Below are 16,166 nucleotides of genomic sequence, written 5' to 3' on the forward strand. Positions count from 1 at the left end.
TTACAGGTTTCTCTATATCATTTATAATAGGAATATTATTAATTATTAAAATTTTTAGAAGCCAATATAGAAAATAATAAGTAAATTTATAATTATAAAAATATATATTAAAGCTTAATAAGATAGTATATGACATGCAGTGGAAAATGGAGGAGAAAAATGAGTAATGAAAAATGGTTACTTAGAAATAGAAAAGTCGACTTAAAAGCTATGTCAGAAAAATATAAAATAAGTCAGTTACTTTGTAAATTGATGGTAAATAGAGATATAATTGATGAGAATATAATAAATAGTTATATAAATCCTGTATATAAATATTTACATTCACCTAAAACTATGAAAGATGTAGTTATTGCAGTAGATATTATAAAAAGAAAAATACAAGAAAATAAAAAAATTAGGATTATAGGTGACTATGATGTAGATGGAATAATCAGTGTTTTTATACTATATACGGCACTTAAAAAGTGTGGTGCAAATGTAGATTATGAAATACCTGATAGAATCAAAGATGGATACGGTATAAATGAAAATATAGTAAAGGTAGCTTATGATGAGGGCGTAGATACTATAATAACTTGCGATAATGGAATTTCAGCTATAGATCAAATACAATATGCTAAAGATTTAGGATTAACAGTAATAGTTACGGATCATCACGATGTTCCATTTATAGAAGAAGATGGAGTAAGAACATTTTTATCTTCGCAGGCGGATGCAATAATAAATCCAAAACAAATAGAGTGTGAATATAAATTTAAAAGTATATGTGGTGCAGGTGTTGCTTTTAAATTAATGGAAGCATTATATGAAGAGATAGGAATGGATAAGGAAGAGTGTTATAAATTAATTGAATTTGTAGCTATAGCAACAGTTTGTGATGTAGTTGACTTAATAGATGAAAATAGAATATTTGTAAAAAATGGATTAGAAATGCTAAATAACAGCAAAAATATTGGTATAAATGCACTTAAAAAAGCATGCGGCTTAGAAGATAAAGAAATTACAGCATATCACTTAGGATTTGTAATAGGTCCATGTTTAAATGCATCTGGAAGACTTGATTCTGCTAAAAAAGGTTTAGAATTATTATTAATGGAAGATGATGAAGAGGCTAAGAATCTAGCACAAGAAATAGTAGATTTAAATGATGCAAGAAAGAATATGACAAAAGAAGGCGTAGATAGAGCTATTAACATAATTGATAGTACAGATATTAATAATGATAAGATATTAGTTGTATATATACCTGATATACATGAAAGTCTTGCGGGTATAGTTGCAGGTAGAGTAAAAGAACAGTACAATAAGCCAACTATAATACTTACAAAGTCAGAAGAAGGTGTAAAGGGATCAGCAAGATCTATAGAAGAATATAATATGTTTGAAGGATTATTAGCTTGTAAAGAATTACTTGATAAGTTTGGTGGACACCCTATGGCAGCTGGATTGTCATTACAAGAAGATAAGGTTGATGAATTAAGAATAGCTTTAAATAATAAATGTGAATTAACAGATGAAGATTTGACTAGAAAGATAATGATAGATTCATCTCTTCCTCTAGAATATTTAAATTTACATCTTATTGAAGAATTAAATGTATTAGAGCCATTTGGTAAAGGTAATTCTAAACCGGTATTTGGTGTTAGAGATGCAAAAATTACGAAGGCTATGTTACTTGGAAAAGACAAGAATGTTTTAAAGTTAAAGCTTTTAACAAATAATAATATTACTATAGATGCTATGATATTTAATGACTTAGAAAATTTTGAGAGTAAGATTATAGAAAAGTATGGTAATGAAGAATTAGATAACTTATATAATAAATCCAACAATAATATACCTATGGATTTTACATTCTATCCATCTATAAATGAATGGAATGGAAATAAGAGCATACAAATTGTAGTTAATGGTATTAGATAGTAAAATATAAATATAAATTATCAAAAAATTAATAGTAAATGAAATAAATGGATAACCTAAAGAAATATAAAGTAATAGCTATAGACAACTAATTAATAATAAACTATAATGAAGGTTCGGAAAAAAACGATGCTTGGTAAAAGTTATATTTTCACCAAATATTGATAAAAAATGATTAAGAAGATATAATAATATTATTATTAACGATTATTTAAAAAATAGTAAAAAATATTCGTATATTATTTTTTACATACATGTAAATTAAATATTATAAAAAGTAACATTATTTATAAATAGGAAATATAACTAATTATAAATTGAACAATTAAAGTTAATAAAATAGATAAAAATTAAAATTTAATATCTAATAATCATAAAAATAGAACATTAAAAGCTATTAGGAGGGTCATCATGGACTTAAAAAAAGCAATAAGAGAAATTGAAAACTTCCCAAAAGAAGGAATAAACTTTAAAGACATAACAACATTAATGCAAGATGGAGAAACTTTCAAGTACACAATAGATGCATTTATAAATGAATTAAAAGACAAAAATGTAGATGTAATAGTAGGGCCAGAAGCTAGAGGATTCTTAATGGGAACTCCAGTTGCTTATGGATTAGGTGTTGGATTTGTTCCGGTTAGAAAGCCAGGAAAACTTCCATCAGAAACTATAAGCTATAGCTATGGATTAGAGTACGGTAGTGATACATTACAAATACACAAAGATGCAATAAAACCAGGACAAAGAGTAGCTATAGTAGATGATTTATTAGCTACAGGAGGAACTATGGAAGCTGCAGCAAAACTAATAGAACAATTAGGTGGAGAAGTGGTTTCTATGCAATTCTTAATAGAATTAGAAGACCTAAAAGGAAGAGAGAAATTATCTCAATACGAAGTAAATTCTTTAATAAAGTACTAGTACTTTAAAAATAGTTGGTATATAGCCAACTATTTTAATATATAAATTTATACTTGAGATAGGTGGTATTATGCAAGATAAGGAAATTCAAGAGCTTATAGAAAAAATAAAGAAATATGCAAATGATGTAGATGTTAGTTTAGTTGAAAAGGCTTATTACTTTGGAAAAAAAGCACATGATGGACAATTTAGAAAATCAGGAGAACCTTATTTTATACATCCTGTAGCAGTAGCAAATATTCTATGTGATATGGAATTAGATATAGAAACTATAATTGCAGGTTTACTTCATGACGTAGTGGAAGATACTGAATATACATATGAAGATATAGAAAGAGAATTTTCTAAAGAAATAGCTGATTTAGTAGATGGAGTAACAAAGCTTGGACAAATAAAATATCAGTCAAAAGAGGAAACACAAGCGGAAAACTTAAGAAAAATGTTTCTTGCTATGGCAAAAGATATAAGAGTTATACTTATAAAATTAGCAGATAGACTGCATAATATGAGAACTTTAAAATATATGCCTCCAGAAAAAGCTAAATCTAAAGCCATAGAAACACTTGAGATATATGGTGGAATAGCTAATAGATTAGGAATATCTATGATTAAATGGGAACTTGAAGATTTAGCTTTAAGATATATAGATCCTGAAGGATATTATGATTTAGTTGAGAGAGTTGCTAAAAAAAGAAGTCAAAGAGAAGCTTATATTGAAAATGTACTTAATATATTAAACAAATCATTTGAAGAGGTAAATATTAAGTGTAATGTATATGGAAGACCAAAGCATTTTTATAGTATATATAAAAAAATGCAAGATAAACATAAGAACTTCCAAGATATATATGATTTAATGGCAGTTAGAATAATTGTTGACACTGTAAAAGATTGCTATGCAGTTCTTGGTATGATACATACGCTATGGACTCCTATGCCAGGTAGATTTAAAGATTATATAGCTATGCCAAAGCCAAATATGTATCAAAGTTTACACACCACAGTCATAGGTCCAGATGGTGAGCCTTTAGAGATACAAATAAGAACTAAAGAAATGCACACTATAGCTGAGTACGGAATAGCGGCACACTGGAAATATAAAGAAGGAAATACAAGTCAAAAGCAAAGCAATATAGAAGGTAAACTTCAGTGGTTAAGACAAATGATGGAATGGGAAAAAGACTTAAAAGACCCACAAGAGTTTATGGATGCACTTAAAGAAGATGTATTCAGTAGTCAAGTATATGTATTTACTCCTAAGGGGGATGTTGTAGAACTTCCAGCAGAGTCAACGCCAATAGATTTTGCATACAGAGTGCATACAAATGTAGGGAATAAATGTGTTGGTGCAAAGATAGATGGAAGAATAGTACCTCTAGATTATAAACTTCAAAATGGTAATATAGTTGAAATATTAACATCTTCAAACTCTAATGGACCAAGTAGGGACTGGATAAATATTGTTAAGACACCTAATGCTAAAAGTAGAATTAGACAATGGTTCAAAAAAGAAAGAAGAGAAGAAAATATTCAAAGAGGAACGGAAATACTTGAAAAAGAATTTAAAAAATACCATATACCATTAAAGGATTCCAATATAGAAAAATACATGCAACAAATGACTAAGAAATTTAACCAACCAACAGTAGAAGATTTAATAGCTACTATTGGATATGGTGGAATAATGCCAGCGCATGTAGTTCCTAAAATAAGGGATTTATATGAAAAAGAAGTTAAAAAAGTTCAAAAAGAACAAAAAGAAGAAATAAATGATATTGAAAAACACAGCATAAGTGATGCGGAATATAAACAAAAAAGAAAGAAAAATAATTCACAAGGAATTGTAGTAAAAAGATTAGATAATATACTTATAAGATTTGCTAAATGTTGTAATCCACTTCCTGGTGATGAGATTATAGGTTATGTAACTAAAGGAAGAGGAGTTGCTATACATAGAGCAGATTGTCCTAATGCAAATGTTAATGGAGATTTCTTTAAAAATAGATTAGTAGATGTAGCTTGGAGTAATTCTGAAGCTAGTAAATTTGAAGCTGAAATACAAATAAAAGCGGTTGATAGAAGAGGAATAATAAATGATATAACTCACATAATCGCTATGGATAAAGTTTCTTTAAATGGTATAAGTGCAAAAAAAGGAAAAGATAATGTAGTAAGTGTAAACTTATTAGTTGAAGTTAATAATATAGACGCGTTAAATACACTGATGAAAAAAATAAAATCAATTCCTGGTGTTGAAAATATTTATAGGGTAATTAACTAGGAGGTTATTATGAGAGCAGTTGTTCAGAGAGTATCTTCTTCAAAAGTTACAGTAGATGGAGAAGTTACTGGGGAGATAAATAAAGGGTTACTTGTTTTACTAGGTGTAACTCATGAAGATACATCTAAAGATGTAGATTATATAATAGATAAGGTACTTAACTTAAGAATATTTGAAGATGAAAATGAAAAGATGAATTTATCATTAAAAGATGTTGGTGGAGAACTTTTAGTAGTATCTCAATTTACTTTATATGGTGATTGTAGAAAAGGTAGAAGACCTAGCTTTTCTAGTGCAGCAAGACCAGAAGTTGCAACAAAATTATATGAGGAATTCATAGAAAAAGCAAGGAAAGAAGGTATAGTAACTAAAACAGGACAGTTTGGTGCACATATGATGGTTGATTTAACTAATGATGGGCCAGTTACTATATTACTTGAATCAAATAGAGATTTTTAAGGAGGTACAATTATGATAATAGATAAGATAGTTGAACCATACTTTGGAGAAAATATGTATATATTAATAGATGAAGAAACTAAAAAGTGTGCAGTTGTAGACCCAGGTGGAGCTAGTGACAAAATACTTACTTATCTAAAGAAAAACTCTTTAGAGTTAGAATATATACTACTGACTCATGGACATGGAGACCATATAGGAGCAGTTAATTATATAAAATCTAAAACTAATGCTACCATAGTAGCACATAGTGATGAAAAAGAATTATTAAATGATAATAGAAAAAACCTAAGTTATTCTATGCATTGTGGCCCACAAGAATTAAATGCTGATGTATATGTTAATGACAAAGATAAATTAGAACTTGGAAATTTAAAATTAAGTTTTATTCATACGCCAGGACATACAAAAGGAAGTATGTGTATAAGAGTTAATGACGATATGTTTACAGGAGATACTCTGTTTGCAGGAAGTATAGGAAGAACGGATTTTTATAGTGGAGACTATAAGCAAATTGAGAAATCTTTAAAGAAATTAGCTAAATTTGAAAACAAAGTAAAAATACATCCTGGTCATGGGCCAAGTTCAACACTTGGTATAGAAAAGATGAGTAATCCTTATATGTAAAAGGAGACATTAAAATGTTAAACGTAATATTAAAAAATCATGATTTTAAGTATGAAGTTGCAGAACTTATAAAATTATTTACTTCGGATTTTCAATTTGTAGAAAATAAAAGTTTTGGTATGGTATTAGAAAATACTCTTTTAGAGTACAACAATACTTTAATATCAACAAGTAAGTACTATGAAAATTATGAACTTAGATTTGAGTCATCTGAAAATATAAAAATTGATGGTTTAAGTGAACAAGAACTAAAAAAGCGTACTAAAGAAATGATAAAAAGAAGTATGTTTAACGTATTAAAAAAGAAGTTTAATACTTATGTACCATGGGGCATACTTACGGGAATAAGACCTGTTAAGATAGTTCATAACTTACTAGACAAAGGTATGAGTGATGAATATATAAGTCAAAATCTAAAAGAAAATTATCTTATAATGGATGAAAAAATAGATTTAGCTTTAGAGATTGCAAAACGAGAAAGACCTTTTATTTATCCAATTGATGAAAATAAAATATCTTTATATATTGGAATACCATTTTGTCCTACAAGATGTTATTACTGTTCATTCCCAGCTAACCCATTAAAGCAATTTGGACACTTAAGAATGGAATATGTACAAAAGCTTATAGAAGAAGTTAAGGGAATGGCAAAAATACTAAAAGATACAAATAAAGAAATTGAAACTCTATACATTGGTGGAGGAACTCCAACAGCCTTAGAAAAAGAAGAGTTAGATATTTTAATAACTGCTTTATATAAAGAGCTAGATTTAAGTAAGATAAAGGAATTTACTGTAGAGGCAGGAAGACCAGATTCTATAACTAGAGGTAAGTTGGAAGTTCTTAAAAAGCATAATGTAAGTAGAATAAGTATAAATCCTCAAACTATGAATGATGAAACTTTAGAAAAAATAGGACGTGCTCATAGTGTTAGTGATATAGTTGATTGTTTCAATATGGCTAGAGAAATAGGATTTGATAATATAAATATGGACCTTATACTAGGCCTTGTAGATGAAGACTTAGAAATGGTTAGAAATACATTAGAAGAAATTAAAAAGCTTAATCCTGAAAGTTTAACTGTACATACCTTAGCAGTTAAAAGAGCATCTAAATTAAAAGAAGATATAGAAAATTACGAACTTACAAGATACGAAGAAATGATAAAAATGATAGATTTATCTATGGAATATGCAAAGGAAATGGGACTTAACCCATATTATATGTATCGTCAAAAACATATGCTAGGAAACTTAGAAAATATAGGATATGCAAAAGAAGGATATGAATGTATATATAATATTCAAATCATGGAAGAAAAGCAAAGTAACTATGCATTAGGTGCAGGATCTATATCTAAATTTGTATATGTTGATGAAGATAGAATTGAAAGAGTTGAAAACGTAAAGAACGTTGAGCAATATATAGATAGAGTTGATGAAATGATAGAAAGAAAGAGAAAGGAAATATATCAAAATGTTAACTAAAGCTCCAAGAGGAACAAAGGACATAACTCCAAAAGATGCATATAAATGGAATTATGTTGAAAATAAATTTAGAGAAATATGTTCATTATTTGGTTATGAAGAGATGAGAACACCAGTATTTGAACATACAGAATTATTTAAAAGAAGTGTAGGGGATACTACAGATATAGTACAAAAAGAAATGTACTCATTTACAGATAAAGGTGGAAGAGATATAACTTTAAAGCCAGAAGGAACAGCAGGTGTAGTTAGAGCATTTATAGAAAATAAATTATATGCTGATACTCAACCTACAAAATTATTCTACATAACGCCTTGCTTTAGATATGAAAGACCTCAAGCAGGAAGACAAAGACAATTCCATCAATTTGGAATAGAAGCATTAGGAAGTGACAAGCCATCATTAGATGCAGAAGTTATAGCTTTAGCTGTACAATTCTTTACTGAAGTTGGACTTAAAGATTTAGCAGTAAGTATAAACTCTGTTGGATGTCCTACTTGTAGAGCAGAGTATAATGCTAGATTAAAAGAATATCTTGATAAAAAATCAGATGTGTTATGTGAAACATGTTTAGAAAGAAAAGATAAAAATCCAATGAGAGTTATAGACTGTAAAAATCCTACTTGTAAGGAAAACTTAAATGATATACCTTTTATGGTTGATCATATATGTGATGATTGTAAAGATCACTTTGAAAAATTACAAACATATTTAAAAGAAATGGATATAAACTTTGTAGTTGATAAAACAATAGTTAGAGGTCTTGACTACTACAAGAAAACTGCATTTGAAATAATATCAAATGATATAGGATCTCAAAGTACAGTTTGTGGTGGTGGAAGATACGACGGACTTGTTGAACAATTAGGAGGACCTAAAGGAGTTAGTGGTATAGGATTTGGATTAGGTGCAGAAAGATTATTATTAACTATGGAAAATAATAATATAGAAATAGAAAATCCTTATGCTACTGATATATTTATAGTAACAATAGGTGATGAAGCGAAAACTAAGAGCTTTAAATTACTTAAGGATTTAAGAACAAATCACATAAGTGCAGAAAATGACCACTTAGATAGAAGTGTAAAGGCTCAATTTAAGTATTCTGATAAAATAAATGCTAAATTCACTATAGTTATAGGTGATGATGAATTAGCTAATGACACTGCTACATTAAAAAATATGTCAACATCAGAACAAACAACTATAAAATTAAGTGAAATAGTTCAAGAGTTAAAGTCTAGAATGTAATTAATACAAATATAGTTTAATTTGATAAATTCAGAATATGATTTAATTTAAATATATAAACTTAAGTCATATTCTGTTTGCTAGACAAGTTAAATATATTAGTGATAATATTATTAATATGTTTATAGAGAAGCTTTAAAAGCTTTATACATATAATTATACTTAATATAAAAATAACTATTTATAGTTAAAATAAATACTTGGAGGATAAGCAATGGAAACTCTAAATGGCTTAAAGAGAACTCATTACTGTGGGGACTTAAGAGAAAGCAATATAAATGAAGAAGTTGTACTTATGGGATGGGTACAAAAGAAAAGAAACTTAGGGGGATTAGTATTCGTTGACCTAAGAGATAGAAGTGGATTATGTCAAATAATATTCGATACTGATGTAAATGCAGAAGCTTTTGCTAAGGCTGAAAAATTAGGTTCAGAATACGTTGTTGCAGTTAAGGGGAAAGTTGCAGAAAGATCATCTAAAAACCCTAACATGCCAACTGGAGATATCGAAGTATTTGCTACTGAATTAAAAGTATTAAATAAATCAGAAACACCACCAATATATATAAAAGATGACGATAACGTTTCAGAAGAGTTAAGATTAAAATATAGATACTTAGATTTAAGAAAACCATCTATGCAAAAGAATTTAATGTTAAGAAGTAGGGTTGCTGGTATAGTTAGAAATTACTTAACTGAAAATAATTTCTGTGAAATAGAAACTCCATTCTTAATAAAACCAACTCCAGAAGGTGCTAGAGATTACTTAGTACCAAGTAGAGTTAATGAGGGTAAGTTCTATGCATTACCACAATCACCACAATTATTCAAACAATTATTAATGGTAAGTGGTATGGATAGATACTTCCAAATAGTTAAGTGTTTCAGAGATGAAGACTTAAGAGCTGACCGTCAACCAGAGTTTACTCAAATAGACTGCGAAATGTCATTTGTTGAAGAAGAAGACGTAAGAGCTATAATGGAAAAAATGATACAAAGAATATTTAAGGAAGTATTAAATGTAGAAGTTACATTACCACTTCCAGTTATGCCTTATGCTGAAGCTATGGAAAGATACGGTTCAGATAAGCCTGACACTAGATTTGGATACGAATTAATTAACATATCTGATATAGTTGCTAACTGTGGATTTGGAGTATTTGCAAATGCTACTAAAAAAGGTATGAGCGTTAGAGGTATAAATGTAGAAGGTAAAGCAGAAGAATTTACTAAAAAGCAAATAGGTAAATTAGAAGACCACGCAAAGACTTACAAAGCTAAAGGTCTTGCTTGGATGAAAGTTGGAGCAAACAGAGAAGTTACTTCACCAATAGCTAAATTCTTCACTGAAGAAGAAATGACTGCAATACTTGATAAAATGAATGCTAAAGAAGGCGACTTATTATTATTTGTTGCTGACAAGGATTCAGTAGTATTTGATGCATTAGGACAAGTTAGACTTGAAGTTGCAAGAAGACTTGACTTATTAGATAACAGTGTTTACAAAATGTTATGGGTAACTGAATTCCCATTATTTGAAGAAGATGAAGAAACAGGAAGATTTATAGCTAAGCACCACCCATTCACATCTCCAGTAGATGAAGACTTAGATAAATTAGAGAGCGGAGATAAGGCATCTTTAAGAGCTAAGGCTTACGATATAGTTATAAATGGATACGAAGTAGGTGGAGGAAGTGTTAGAATATTCAATTCTGACGTTCAAAAGAGAATGTTTAGTGCATTAGGACTTTCTGAAGAAGAAGCTTACGAAAAATTCGGATTCTTATTAGATGCATTTAAATATGGAACTCCTCCTCATGCAGGAATAGCATTTGGTATGGATAGATTAATAATGATACTTGCTGGAACTAATAACATAAAAGATGTTATAGCATTCCCTAAAAATCAAAGTGCAGTTTGTCCAATGACAAATGCTCCAGCAGTAGCAGATGAAGAACAACTTAAAGAATTAAGTATAAGAGTAGAGCTAGAAGATAAAGAGTAATATATAAAAAGTACCTCAGATTGAGGTACTTTTTTACTAAATTCTATTAAATTCAAGAAATCTAGTTCCTTGAAACTTAAGTTTACCATAGTCACCTTCTGCAATCATACCATATTCTTTTCCATTAACACGAAACTCCGTTCGATCTTTACTTTCAAATTCAAAAGTAACATAATATGAAGTGTGACTAGAACTACCATGATGAACACCACTAGAATCTGTATGTGAGTTAGTATGTGAAACACTAATTCTTTTTGAAACAACTTTGCAGTTAATATCTAATATTGGTTGTTTGTTATTATTAGACCATTCTGAAATACCTTTTATTGCGTTTATTATAATTGTACCTACAATCAATGCAAATACTATAAAAAACATTATAGAAAACATATCAAATCCAGTTTCATACCCATATAAATCCATAAATATCCTCCCTGTATCATATTATATTAATAATATATATAATATGAGGATATATGGTAACAATTGGATTACAGTTATAATATTTATATTTATTTTTATAGATTTTTAGAAAAATGAGATAGTTTATTCAATAGTATTATTATATTTATCTACTAAAGCTTTTTCACCCATTTCAACAAGTTTTCTACTAGTCATTCCACCGACTTCAACACCTGCTTTTATATTTTCAGCCATTCCATCTAAAGTACCCTGTGGAGCTAAACCTTCTATTTTGTCAGTTCTCATATTATAGTAATATCCTAATTCAGAAGATATTTCCATCTTAAGATTATTTAAAGCTTCTCTAGCATTATTTTTACTTTGTAAATCCATATTACTCCTCCTTAAATTTTCATATATAAATATCATTAACTCAAAATAAAGAAGTTATAACATAAAACTTAGAATAAAATAAAAAATTTACTTAGATTGATTGACATATTGGCTAAATACTTCACTCATTAACGATATATTCTTACTCATGCTACGAATTCATCTTTTGTTCAAAAACATAAGGTTTAAAATGATATCTTAATAGATTATAATAGGCTTTATTTACGGTTAAAATAAAACGGACTTAAGCAAAATTGTAAGAGCTAACAAAATAAGGTATAATAAATGGTAATAAAGAATAAAATTTCAATGTATATGTAAGATTATTATAAATATAGTTAATCATAAATAATATAAGAGGTGTAAAATGCAAGATAAGGATATGCTTATAAAAAGATTAAATAGAATAGAAGGACAAGTTAAAGGTATACAAAAAATGGTAGATGAAGAAAGATATTGTATAGATATATTAACTCAAATATCAGCAATAAGATCGGCTATAAATAAAGTTGGATCTATAATACTAGAAAACCATATAAAGGGATGTGTGGTAAATAGTATAAAAGAAGACAATAGCGAAGAATCGATAGAAGAGCTTATGAAAACTATAGATAAATTTATAAAATAGGGGGATTTGAAAATGAATCAACAGGGGTATATTGTTGAAATAGTGGATAGTGTAACTGCAAAACTAAAGTTAAAGCGTCACTTTGCATGTGCATCTTGTGGTAAGTGTGCAACTACATCTGAAGAAAAATATATAATAGTTGAGGCTGATAACACTATAGGTGCTAAAGTAGGGGATAGAGTAGAAGTTAATATGGAAACTGTAAATGTATTAAAAGCAGCATTTATAGCTTACACAATACCTTTATTAGCATTACTTTTAGGAACTGTAGGTACTTTCTATGGCTTAAAAGCAATAAATATCACAAATAATGTAGAGATTATAAGTGGTGGAGCAGGACTAATATTTACTACTCTATCATTTTTAATATTAAAGAAAAATGACAAGAAGTTTAGAGAGAGTAAAGAATATATACCTATAGTTATAAGAATAATTGCAAGTAGCGGGAGTGAAATAAATTTATAAAATAAAAATAACAAGATATTTGGAAAATATAAACATGGAGTATATAAATATATATAAGTATTTAGATGAAGCAATATAGATAAAACATATATACATTGCAATTATCTAATAAATTATATATTAATATACTCCATTTGTATTTTAAGATTATTATATTGATATTTTAACTAAGTTTACTTGTTTTTATGAATTTTAGCTAATGAAACTATGTTTAAAGTTCTAGATAATGATGTAACAACTAAAACTCCAAGGGATATTGCTCCACCCACAAATAATACATTCGCTCCTTTAGCTACAGCAAGTTCATAATTTGATTGAACTAAATAAAGCATTGTATTGTACATTCCAAGCCCTGGAACTAAAGGTATAATACCAGGTATTACAAATAATATTGCAGGATATTTTAATTTTCTAGCTAGAATTTCACTTATCAAGGCAACTAAAGCAGCAGCTAAAAAGTTTGCTAATATATCGTTATTTGTAGCATTGATTAAGCAATAATAAATACTCCAACCAATACCACCAGTTAGACCTGCTGGTATAAGGGCGGATTTAGGTACGTTGAAAAATACTGAGAATCCAATAGTAGCAATGGTTGAGTATAAAAAATGCATGTAAACTGGCATATCTGTCATTAGAATACACCTCCTAATCTAACCCATAAATCTAATATTAAACCAACTCCACAAGCAATTGCTATAGCTGTCATACCTGCATCAAATGCACGAGCAACACCAGAAATTAAGTCTCCAGAAATTAAATCTCTAATACCTTTTATAAATGATACCCCTGGAAGTAGTGGCATAATAGAACCAACTATTAACATTCTTGGAGTATCAAGAATTCCAATGTGGCTAAGTAAAACTCCGACTATAGCTATGAATGTAGATGCTAATAGACTTGAGAAAGCAGGTATTGAACTTAGTTTCATAATTTTATTGTAAAGTATTACTGCAAATATTGAAGTTATAAAAGTACATAGGAACGTTGCTAAATTATTCCCGCCTAAAAGTCCTGCAAAAAATGCAGAACCAATTCCTGTGCAAAAATATATTAGTTTTGAAGAGTAGCTGCTAGATTGAATTATATCCTTTAACTTGGCCATAGCATCATTTACTGTTAGGTCTGTATTACTAACAAACTCTCTAGAAAAATTATTAAGCAATGAGATTTTATTTAAATCTATAGATCTAGATTTAATTGTTTTCATAAAAGTTAATCCATCGAATCTATCATCAGATATTATTATTACAGTAGGCGATGTAAAGACATTTATGTGATTAAAACCTCTTGATTTACAAATTCTAAGTATACTATCTTCTACACGGTAAGTTTCTGCACCATTAGATAGCATGAGTTCTCCTATAAATAATGCTAGTCTAAGGATGTCTTTTTTATAATCTGTATTGAATTCACTATTCATAAAAAACCTCCTATAAAAATATATAAAGATTATATCAAATATTTCTCTATTATTATTTAAAAATACGATAAATTATAATTTATTTTGCCTAAAATGAGTAATTTTTATTAGCAAGTAGCTACAAGATATACTGTAAAAGCCAATATATTTACTAGATTTATATAAAATTTAAGTTAGGAACAAGTTTAATTAAAGTACATATAATTATTAATATCATAAATTTAAGGGGGAATAAAATTGGTACTAACAGGAGCACATTACATCTACATTTTATTCATGGTAGTTGTATTAATAACTATGATTATGAAAAAAGAAAGTGTAATACCGTGTATATTAGGTATATTTGCGTTAGGCCTTTATTATACTAGAGACCTAATAGGGGCACTAGGAGCGATATTCTCAGCGTTAAGTGTAGCATTAAATGAATTAGGTCCAGTAATTATAATTATAGGTATTATGGTCGCACTATCAAAGGCATTAGAAGAGAATAAAGCCATCGATTTTATGGTAGGTCCAATCTCTAAAGTAGTTAAAAACTCTACGAGTGCATTTTTCATATCAGGTATATTTATGTTTATAATGTCTTGGTTTTTCTGGCCATCACCAGCAACTGCACTTGTAGGAGCTATATTTTTACCAATAGCTATAAAAGCTGGTCTTCCTGCGATAGGACTTGCAATGGCTATAAATCTATTTGGTCATGGTATAGCACTATCTACTGACTTTATAATACAAGGTGCACCTTCTATAACATCAGGAGCAGCTGGTATAGAGGTAACTGAAGTTATGAGCGAAGGTATAATACTTTATATTGTAATGGCAGTGGTTACTATAGGGACAGCTTTTTATATGTTAAGAAAAGATTTAAAAAATGGAGATTTAAAATGTGAAATAGCACAAACAAAAGAAGTGGAAAAGAAAGATGTTTCTCTAGCAGCTAAGATATCTATATGGTTAGTTATAATATCATTTATACTAGATATAATAGCTATGTATAAATTTGACCTTAAAGGTGGAGATGCTACTGGATTACTTGGAGCAACAGCTTTGATGTTATTAATAGTAATAAACTTTATGAACAATCCTAAAACAACACTTGATAAAGTTACAGATCAACTAGTGGGAGGATTTGTATTTGGTATAAAAATATTTGCAGTAATAATACCAATAGCGGCATTTTTCTATATGGGTGATATGCCTTTAGTAACAGTATTTGGAGATGTTTTAGCTGAAGGATCTCAAGGACTTTTAGGCGATATAGGTCTAGTTTTATCTGAAGCTGTTCCTTTCAATAAAGTTGCAGCTGCAAGTATAGAGACTGTAGTTGGTGGTATAACAGGACTTGATGGTTCATCATTTTCTGGAATGTCTTTAGCTGGATCAACTGCAGCTGTATTTGGAACAGCTATAGGAGCAAATGTGGGAGTTTTATCAGCTTTAGGTCAAATAGCAGCTACATGGGTAGGTGGAGGATGTATAGTTCCTTGGGCACTAGCACCAGCAGCAGCTATATGTGGTGTAAAACCAGTTGATTTAGCTAAACGAAATCTTATACCTGTAATGGTTGGACTTGTGGTTACGACGATAGTTGCCATGTTTATTATTTAGCTTTACAAAGATAGAGTATCTTATTATTTAGGATACTCTATTTTTATATAAATTTTATATGGTATTTAGAAATTTTATTATAGTTTGGATATATATAAATAAATATAGAGGATAATAATTAATGGAAAAAAGTATAAAAAACAAAAAATATAAAAAAATTGTAAAAAAAGTGTTGACCAAATTATTTGAAGGTGGTATAGTTATACTTGTCCTTAAGAAAAGGGCAAAACAAAAAAATGAACTTTGAAAATTAAACAGTAGGTTAATTTATAGAATTGAAACTAAC

The 16,166-nt window shown here is 28.8% G+C and carries 15 protein-coding genes; 11 read left to right on the top strand and 4 right to left on the bottom strand.

Features of this window, described 5'->3' with window-relative positions:
* The first annotated feature begins 159 nt into the window (after window positions 1–159).
* The 8 genes from recJ (at window position 160) to aspS (ending at window position 10,961) form a co-directional block, all read left to right on the top strand.
* Window positions 160–1,926, top strand: a complete 1,767-nt coding sequence (recJ, locus tag Q5F54_RS03980; RefSeq protein ID WP_288525406.1) for a single-stranded-DNA-specific exonuclease RecJ — start codon at window positions 160–162, stop codon at window positions 1,924–1,926.
* Between the two features lie 411 nt (window positions 1,927–2,337).
* On the top strand, window positions 2,338–2,850 hold the full coding sequence (locus tag Q5F54_RS03985; protein WP_071119488.1) for an adenine phosphoribosyltransferase: 513 nt from the start codon (window positions 2,338–2,340) through the stop codon (window positions 2,848–2,850).
* Between the two features lie 70 nt (window positions 2,851–2,920).
* Entirely contained in the window at window positions 2,921–5,131 is a 2,211-nt protein-coding gene (locus Q5F54_RS03990; RefSeq protein WP_281538803.1) for a bifunctional (p)ppGpp synthetase/guanosine-3',5'-bis(diphosphate) 3'-pyrophosphohydrolase, read from the top strand.
* Between the two features lie 9 nt (window positions 5,132–5,140).
* A complete protein-coding gene (gene dtd / locus Q5F54_RS03995; RefSeq protein WP_071119490.1) occupies window positions 5,141–5,590 on the top strand; it encodes a D-aminoacyl-tRNA deacylase in 450 nt (149 codons plus the stop codon).
* A gap of 12 nt (window positions 5,591–5,602) precedes the next feature.
* Window positions 5,603–6,217, top strand: a complete 615-nt coding sequence (locus Q5F54_RS04000; protein ID WP_071119491.1) for an MBL fold metallo-hydrolase — start codon at window positions 5,603–5,605, stop codon at window positions 6,215–6,217.
* A 14-nt stretch (window positions 6,218–6,231) separates the two neighbouring features.
* A complete protein-coding gene (gene hemZ, locus Q5F54_RS04005) occupies window positions 6,232–7,704 on the top strand; it encodes a coproporphyrinogen dehydrogenase HemZ (RefSeq protein ID WP_302333988.1) in 1,473 nt (490 codons plus the stop codon).
* On the top strand, window positions 7,694–8,956 hold the full coding sequence (gene hisS, locus Q5F54_RS04010) for a histidine--tRNA ligase (RefSeq protein WP_302169144.1): 1,263 nt from the start codon (window positions 7,694–7,696) through the stop codon (window positions 8,954–8,956). The genes hemZ and hisS overlap by 11 nt, the downstream gene beginning before the upstream one ends.
* Window positions 8,957–9,170: 214 nt before the next feature.
* Window positions 9,171–10,961: an aspartate--tRNA ligase gene (aspS, locus tag Q5F54_RS04015; protein WP_288523580.1), complete on the top strand. Its 1,791-nt coding sequence runs from the start codon at window positions 9,171–9,173 to the stop codon at window positions 10,959–10,961.
* A gap of 36 nt (window positions 10,962–10,997) precedes the next feature.
* Here the strand turns inward: aspS and Q5F54_RS04020 are convergent, their stop codons facing one another.
* Window positions 10,998–11,384 (bottom strand): DUF2500 domain-containing protein, encoded by a 387-nt coding sequence (locus Q5F54_RS04020; RefSeq protein WP_281538800.1) that lies wholly within the window; start codon window positions 11,382–11,384, stop codon window positions 10,998–11,000.
* 123 nt (window positions 11,385–11,507) lie between these two features.
* On the bottom strand, window positions 11,508–11,756 hold the full coding sequence (locus Q5F54_RS04025; RefSeq protein WP_288523582.1) for a small, acid-soluble spore protein, alpha/beta type: 249 nt from the start codon (window positions 11,754–11,756) through the stop codon (window positions 11,508–11,510).
* 367 nt (window positions 11,757–12,123) lie between these two features.
* Here Q5F54_RS04025 and Q5F54_RS04030 point away from each other — a divergent pair, with 367 nt between their 5' ends.
* Together Q5F54_RS04030 and Q5F54_RS04035 are read left to right on the top strand one after the other, a co-directional pair.
* On the top strand, window positions 12,124–12,384 hold the full coding sequence (locus Q5F54_RS04030) for a metal-sensitive transcriptional regulator (protein WP_277233015.1): 261 nt from the start codon (window positions 12,124–12,126) through the stop codon (window positions 12,382–12,384).
* Window positions 12,385–12,396: 12 nt separating this feature from the next.
* Window positions 12,397–12,849, top strand: a complete 453-nt coding sequence (locus Q5F54_RS04035; RefSeq protein ID WP_302333989.1) for a SoxR reducing system RseC family protein — start codon at window positions 12,397–12,399, stop codon at window positions 12,847–12,849.
* Window positions 12,850–13,022: 173 nt separating this feature from the next.
* Here the strand turns inward: Q5F54_RS04035 and Q5F54_RS04040 are convergent, their stop codons facing one another.
* Together Q5F54_RS04040 and Q5F54_RS04045 are read right to left on the bottom strand one after the other, a co-directional pair.
* Entirely contained in the window at window positions 13,023–13,484 is a 462-nt protein-coding gene (locus tag Q5F54_RS04040; protein ID WP_277233018.1) for a threonine/serine exporter family protein, read from the bottom strand.
* Entirely contained in the window at window positions 13,484–14,272 is a 789-nt protein-coding gene (locus Q5F54_RS04045; protein WP_288523584.1) for a threonine/serine exporter family protein, read from the bottom strand. Before Q5F54_RS04045 ends, Q5F54_RS04040 begins: the two co-directional genes overlap by 1 nt.
* Window positions 14,273–14,509: 237 nt before the next feature.
* On the opposite strand from Q5F54_RS04045, the gene Q5F54_RS04050 reads away from it, so the two are divergent.
* Complete coding sequence (locus tag Q5F54_RS04050; RefSeq protein ID WP_302333990.1) at window positions 14,510–15,880, top strand: hypothetical protein; 1,371 nt, start codon at window positions 14,510–14,512, stop codon at window positions 15,878–15,880.
* Window positions 15,881–16,166 lie beyond the last annotated feature (286 nt).

The sequence above is a fragment of the uncultured Romboutsia sp. genome, assembly GCF_958366745.1.
GTDB classification, from domain to species: domain Bacteria; phylum Bacillota; class Clostridia; order Peptostreptococcales; family Peptostreptococcaceae; genus Romboutsia; species Romboutsia timonensis.

Bases quoted from the DNA above. Each gene is read 5' to 3' on its own strand.
- recJ (WP_288525406.1), top strand. From the start codon at position 160: ATGAGTAATGAAAAATGGTTACTTAGAAATAGAAAAGTCGACTTAAAA.
- Q5F54_RS03985 (WP_071119488.1), top strand. From the start codon at position 2,338: ATGGACTTAAAAAAAGCAATAAGAGAAATTGAAAACTTCCCAAAAGAA.
- Q5F54_RS03990 (WP_281538803.1), top strand. From the start codon at position 2,921: ATGCAAGATAAGGAAATTCAAGAGCTTATAGAAAAAATAAAGAAATAT.
- dtd (WP_071119490.1), top strand. From the start codon at position 5,141: ATGAGAGCAGTTGTTCAGAGAGTATCTTCTTCAAAAGTTACAGTAGAT.
- Q5F54_RS04000 (WP_071119491.1), top strand. From the start codon at position 5,603: ATGATAATAGATAAGATAGTTGAACCATACTTTGGAGAAAATATGTAT.
- hemZ (WP_302333988.1), top strand. From the start codon at position 6,232: ATGTTAAACGTAATATTAAAAAATCATGATTTTAAGTATGAAGTTGCA.
- hisS (WP_302169144.1), top strand. From the start codon at position 7,694: ATGTTAACTAAAGCTCCAAGAGGAACAAAGGACATAACTCCAAAAGAT.
- aspS (WP_288523580.1), top strand. From the start codon at position 9,171: ATGGAAACTCTAAATGGCTTAAAGAGAACTCATTACTGTGGGGACTTA.
- Q5F54_RS04020 (WP_281538800.1), bottom strand. From the start codon at position 11,384: ATGGATTTATATGGGTATGAAACTGGATTTGATATGTTTTCTATAATG.
- Q5F54_RS04025 (WP_288523582.1), bottom strand. From the start codon at position 11,756: ATGGATTTACAAAGTAAAAATAATGCTAGAGAAGCTTTAAATAATCTT.
- Q5F54_RS04030 (WP_277233015.1), top strand. From the start codon at position 12,124: ATGCAAGATAAGGATATGCTTATAAAAAGATTAAATAGAATAGAAGGA.
- Q5F54_RS04035 (WP_302333989.1), top strand. From the start codon at position 12,397: ATGAATCAACAGGGGTATATTGTTGAAATAGTGGATAGTGTAACTGCA.
- Q5F54_RS04040 (WP_277233018.1), bottom strand. From the start codon at position 13,484: ATGACAGATATGCCAGTTTACATGCATTTTTTATACTCAACCATTGCT.
- Q5F54_RS04045 (WP_288523584.1), bottom strand. From the start codon at position 14,272: ATGAATAGTGAATTCAATACAGATTATAAAAAAGACATCCTTAGACTA.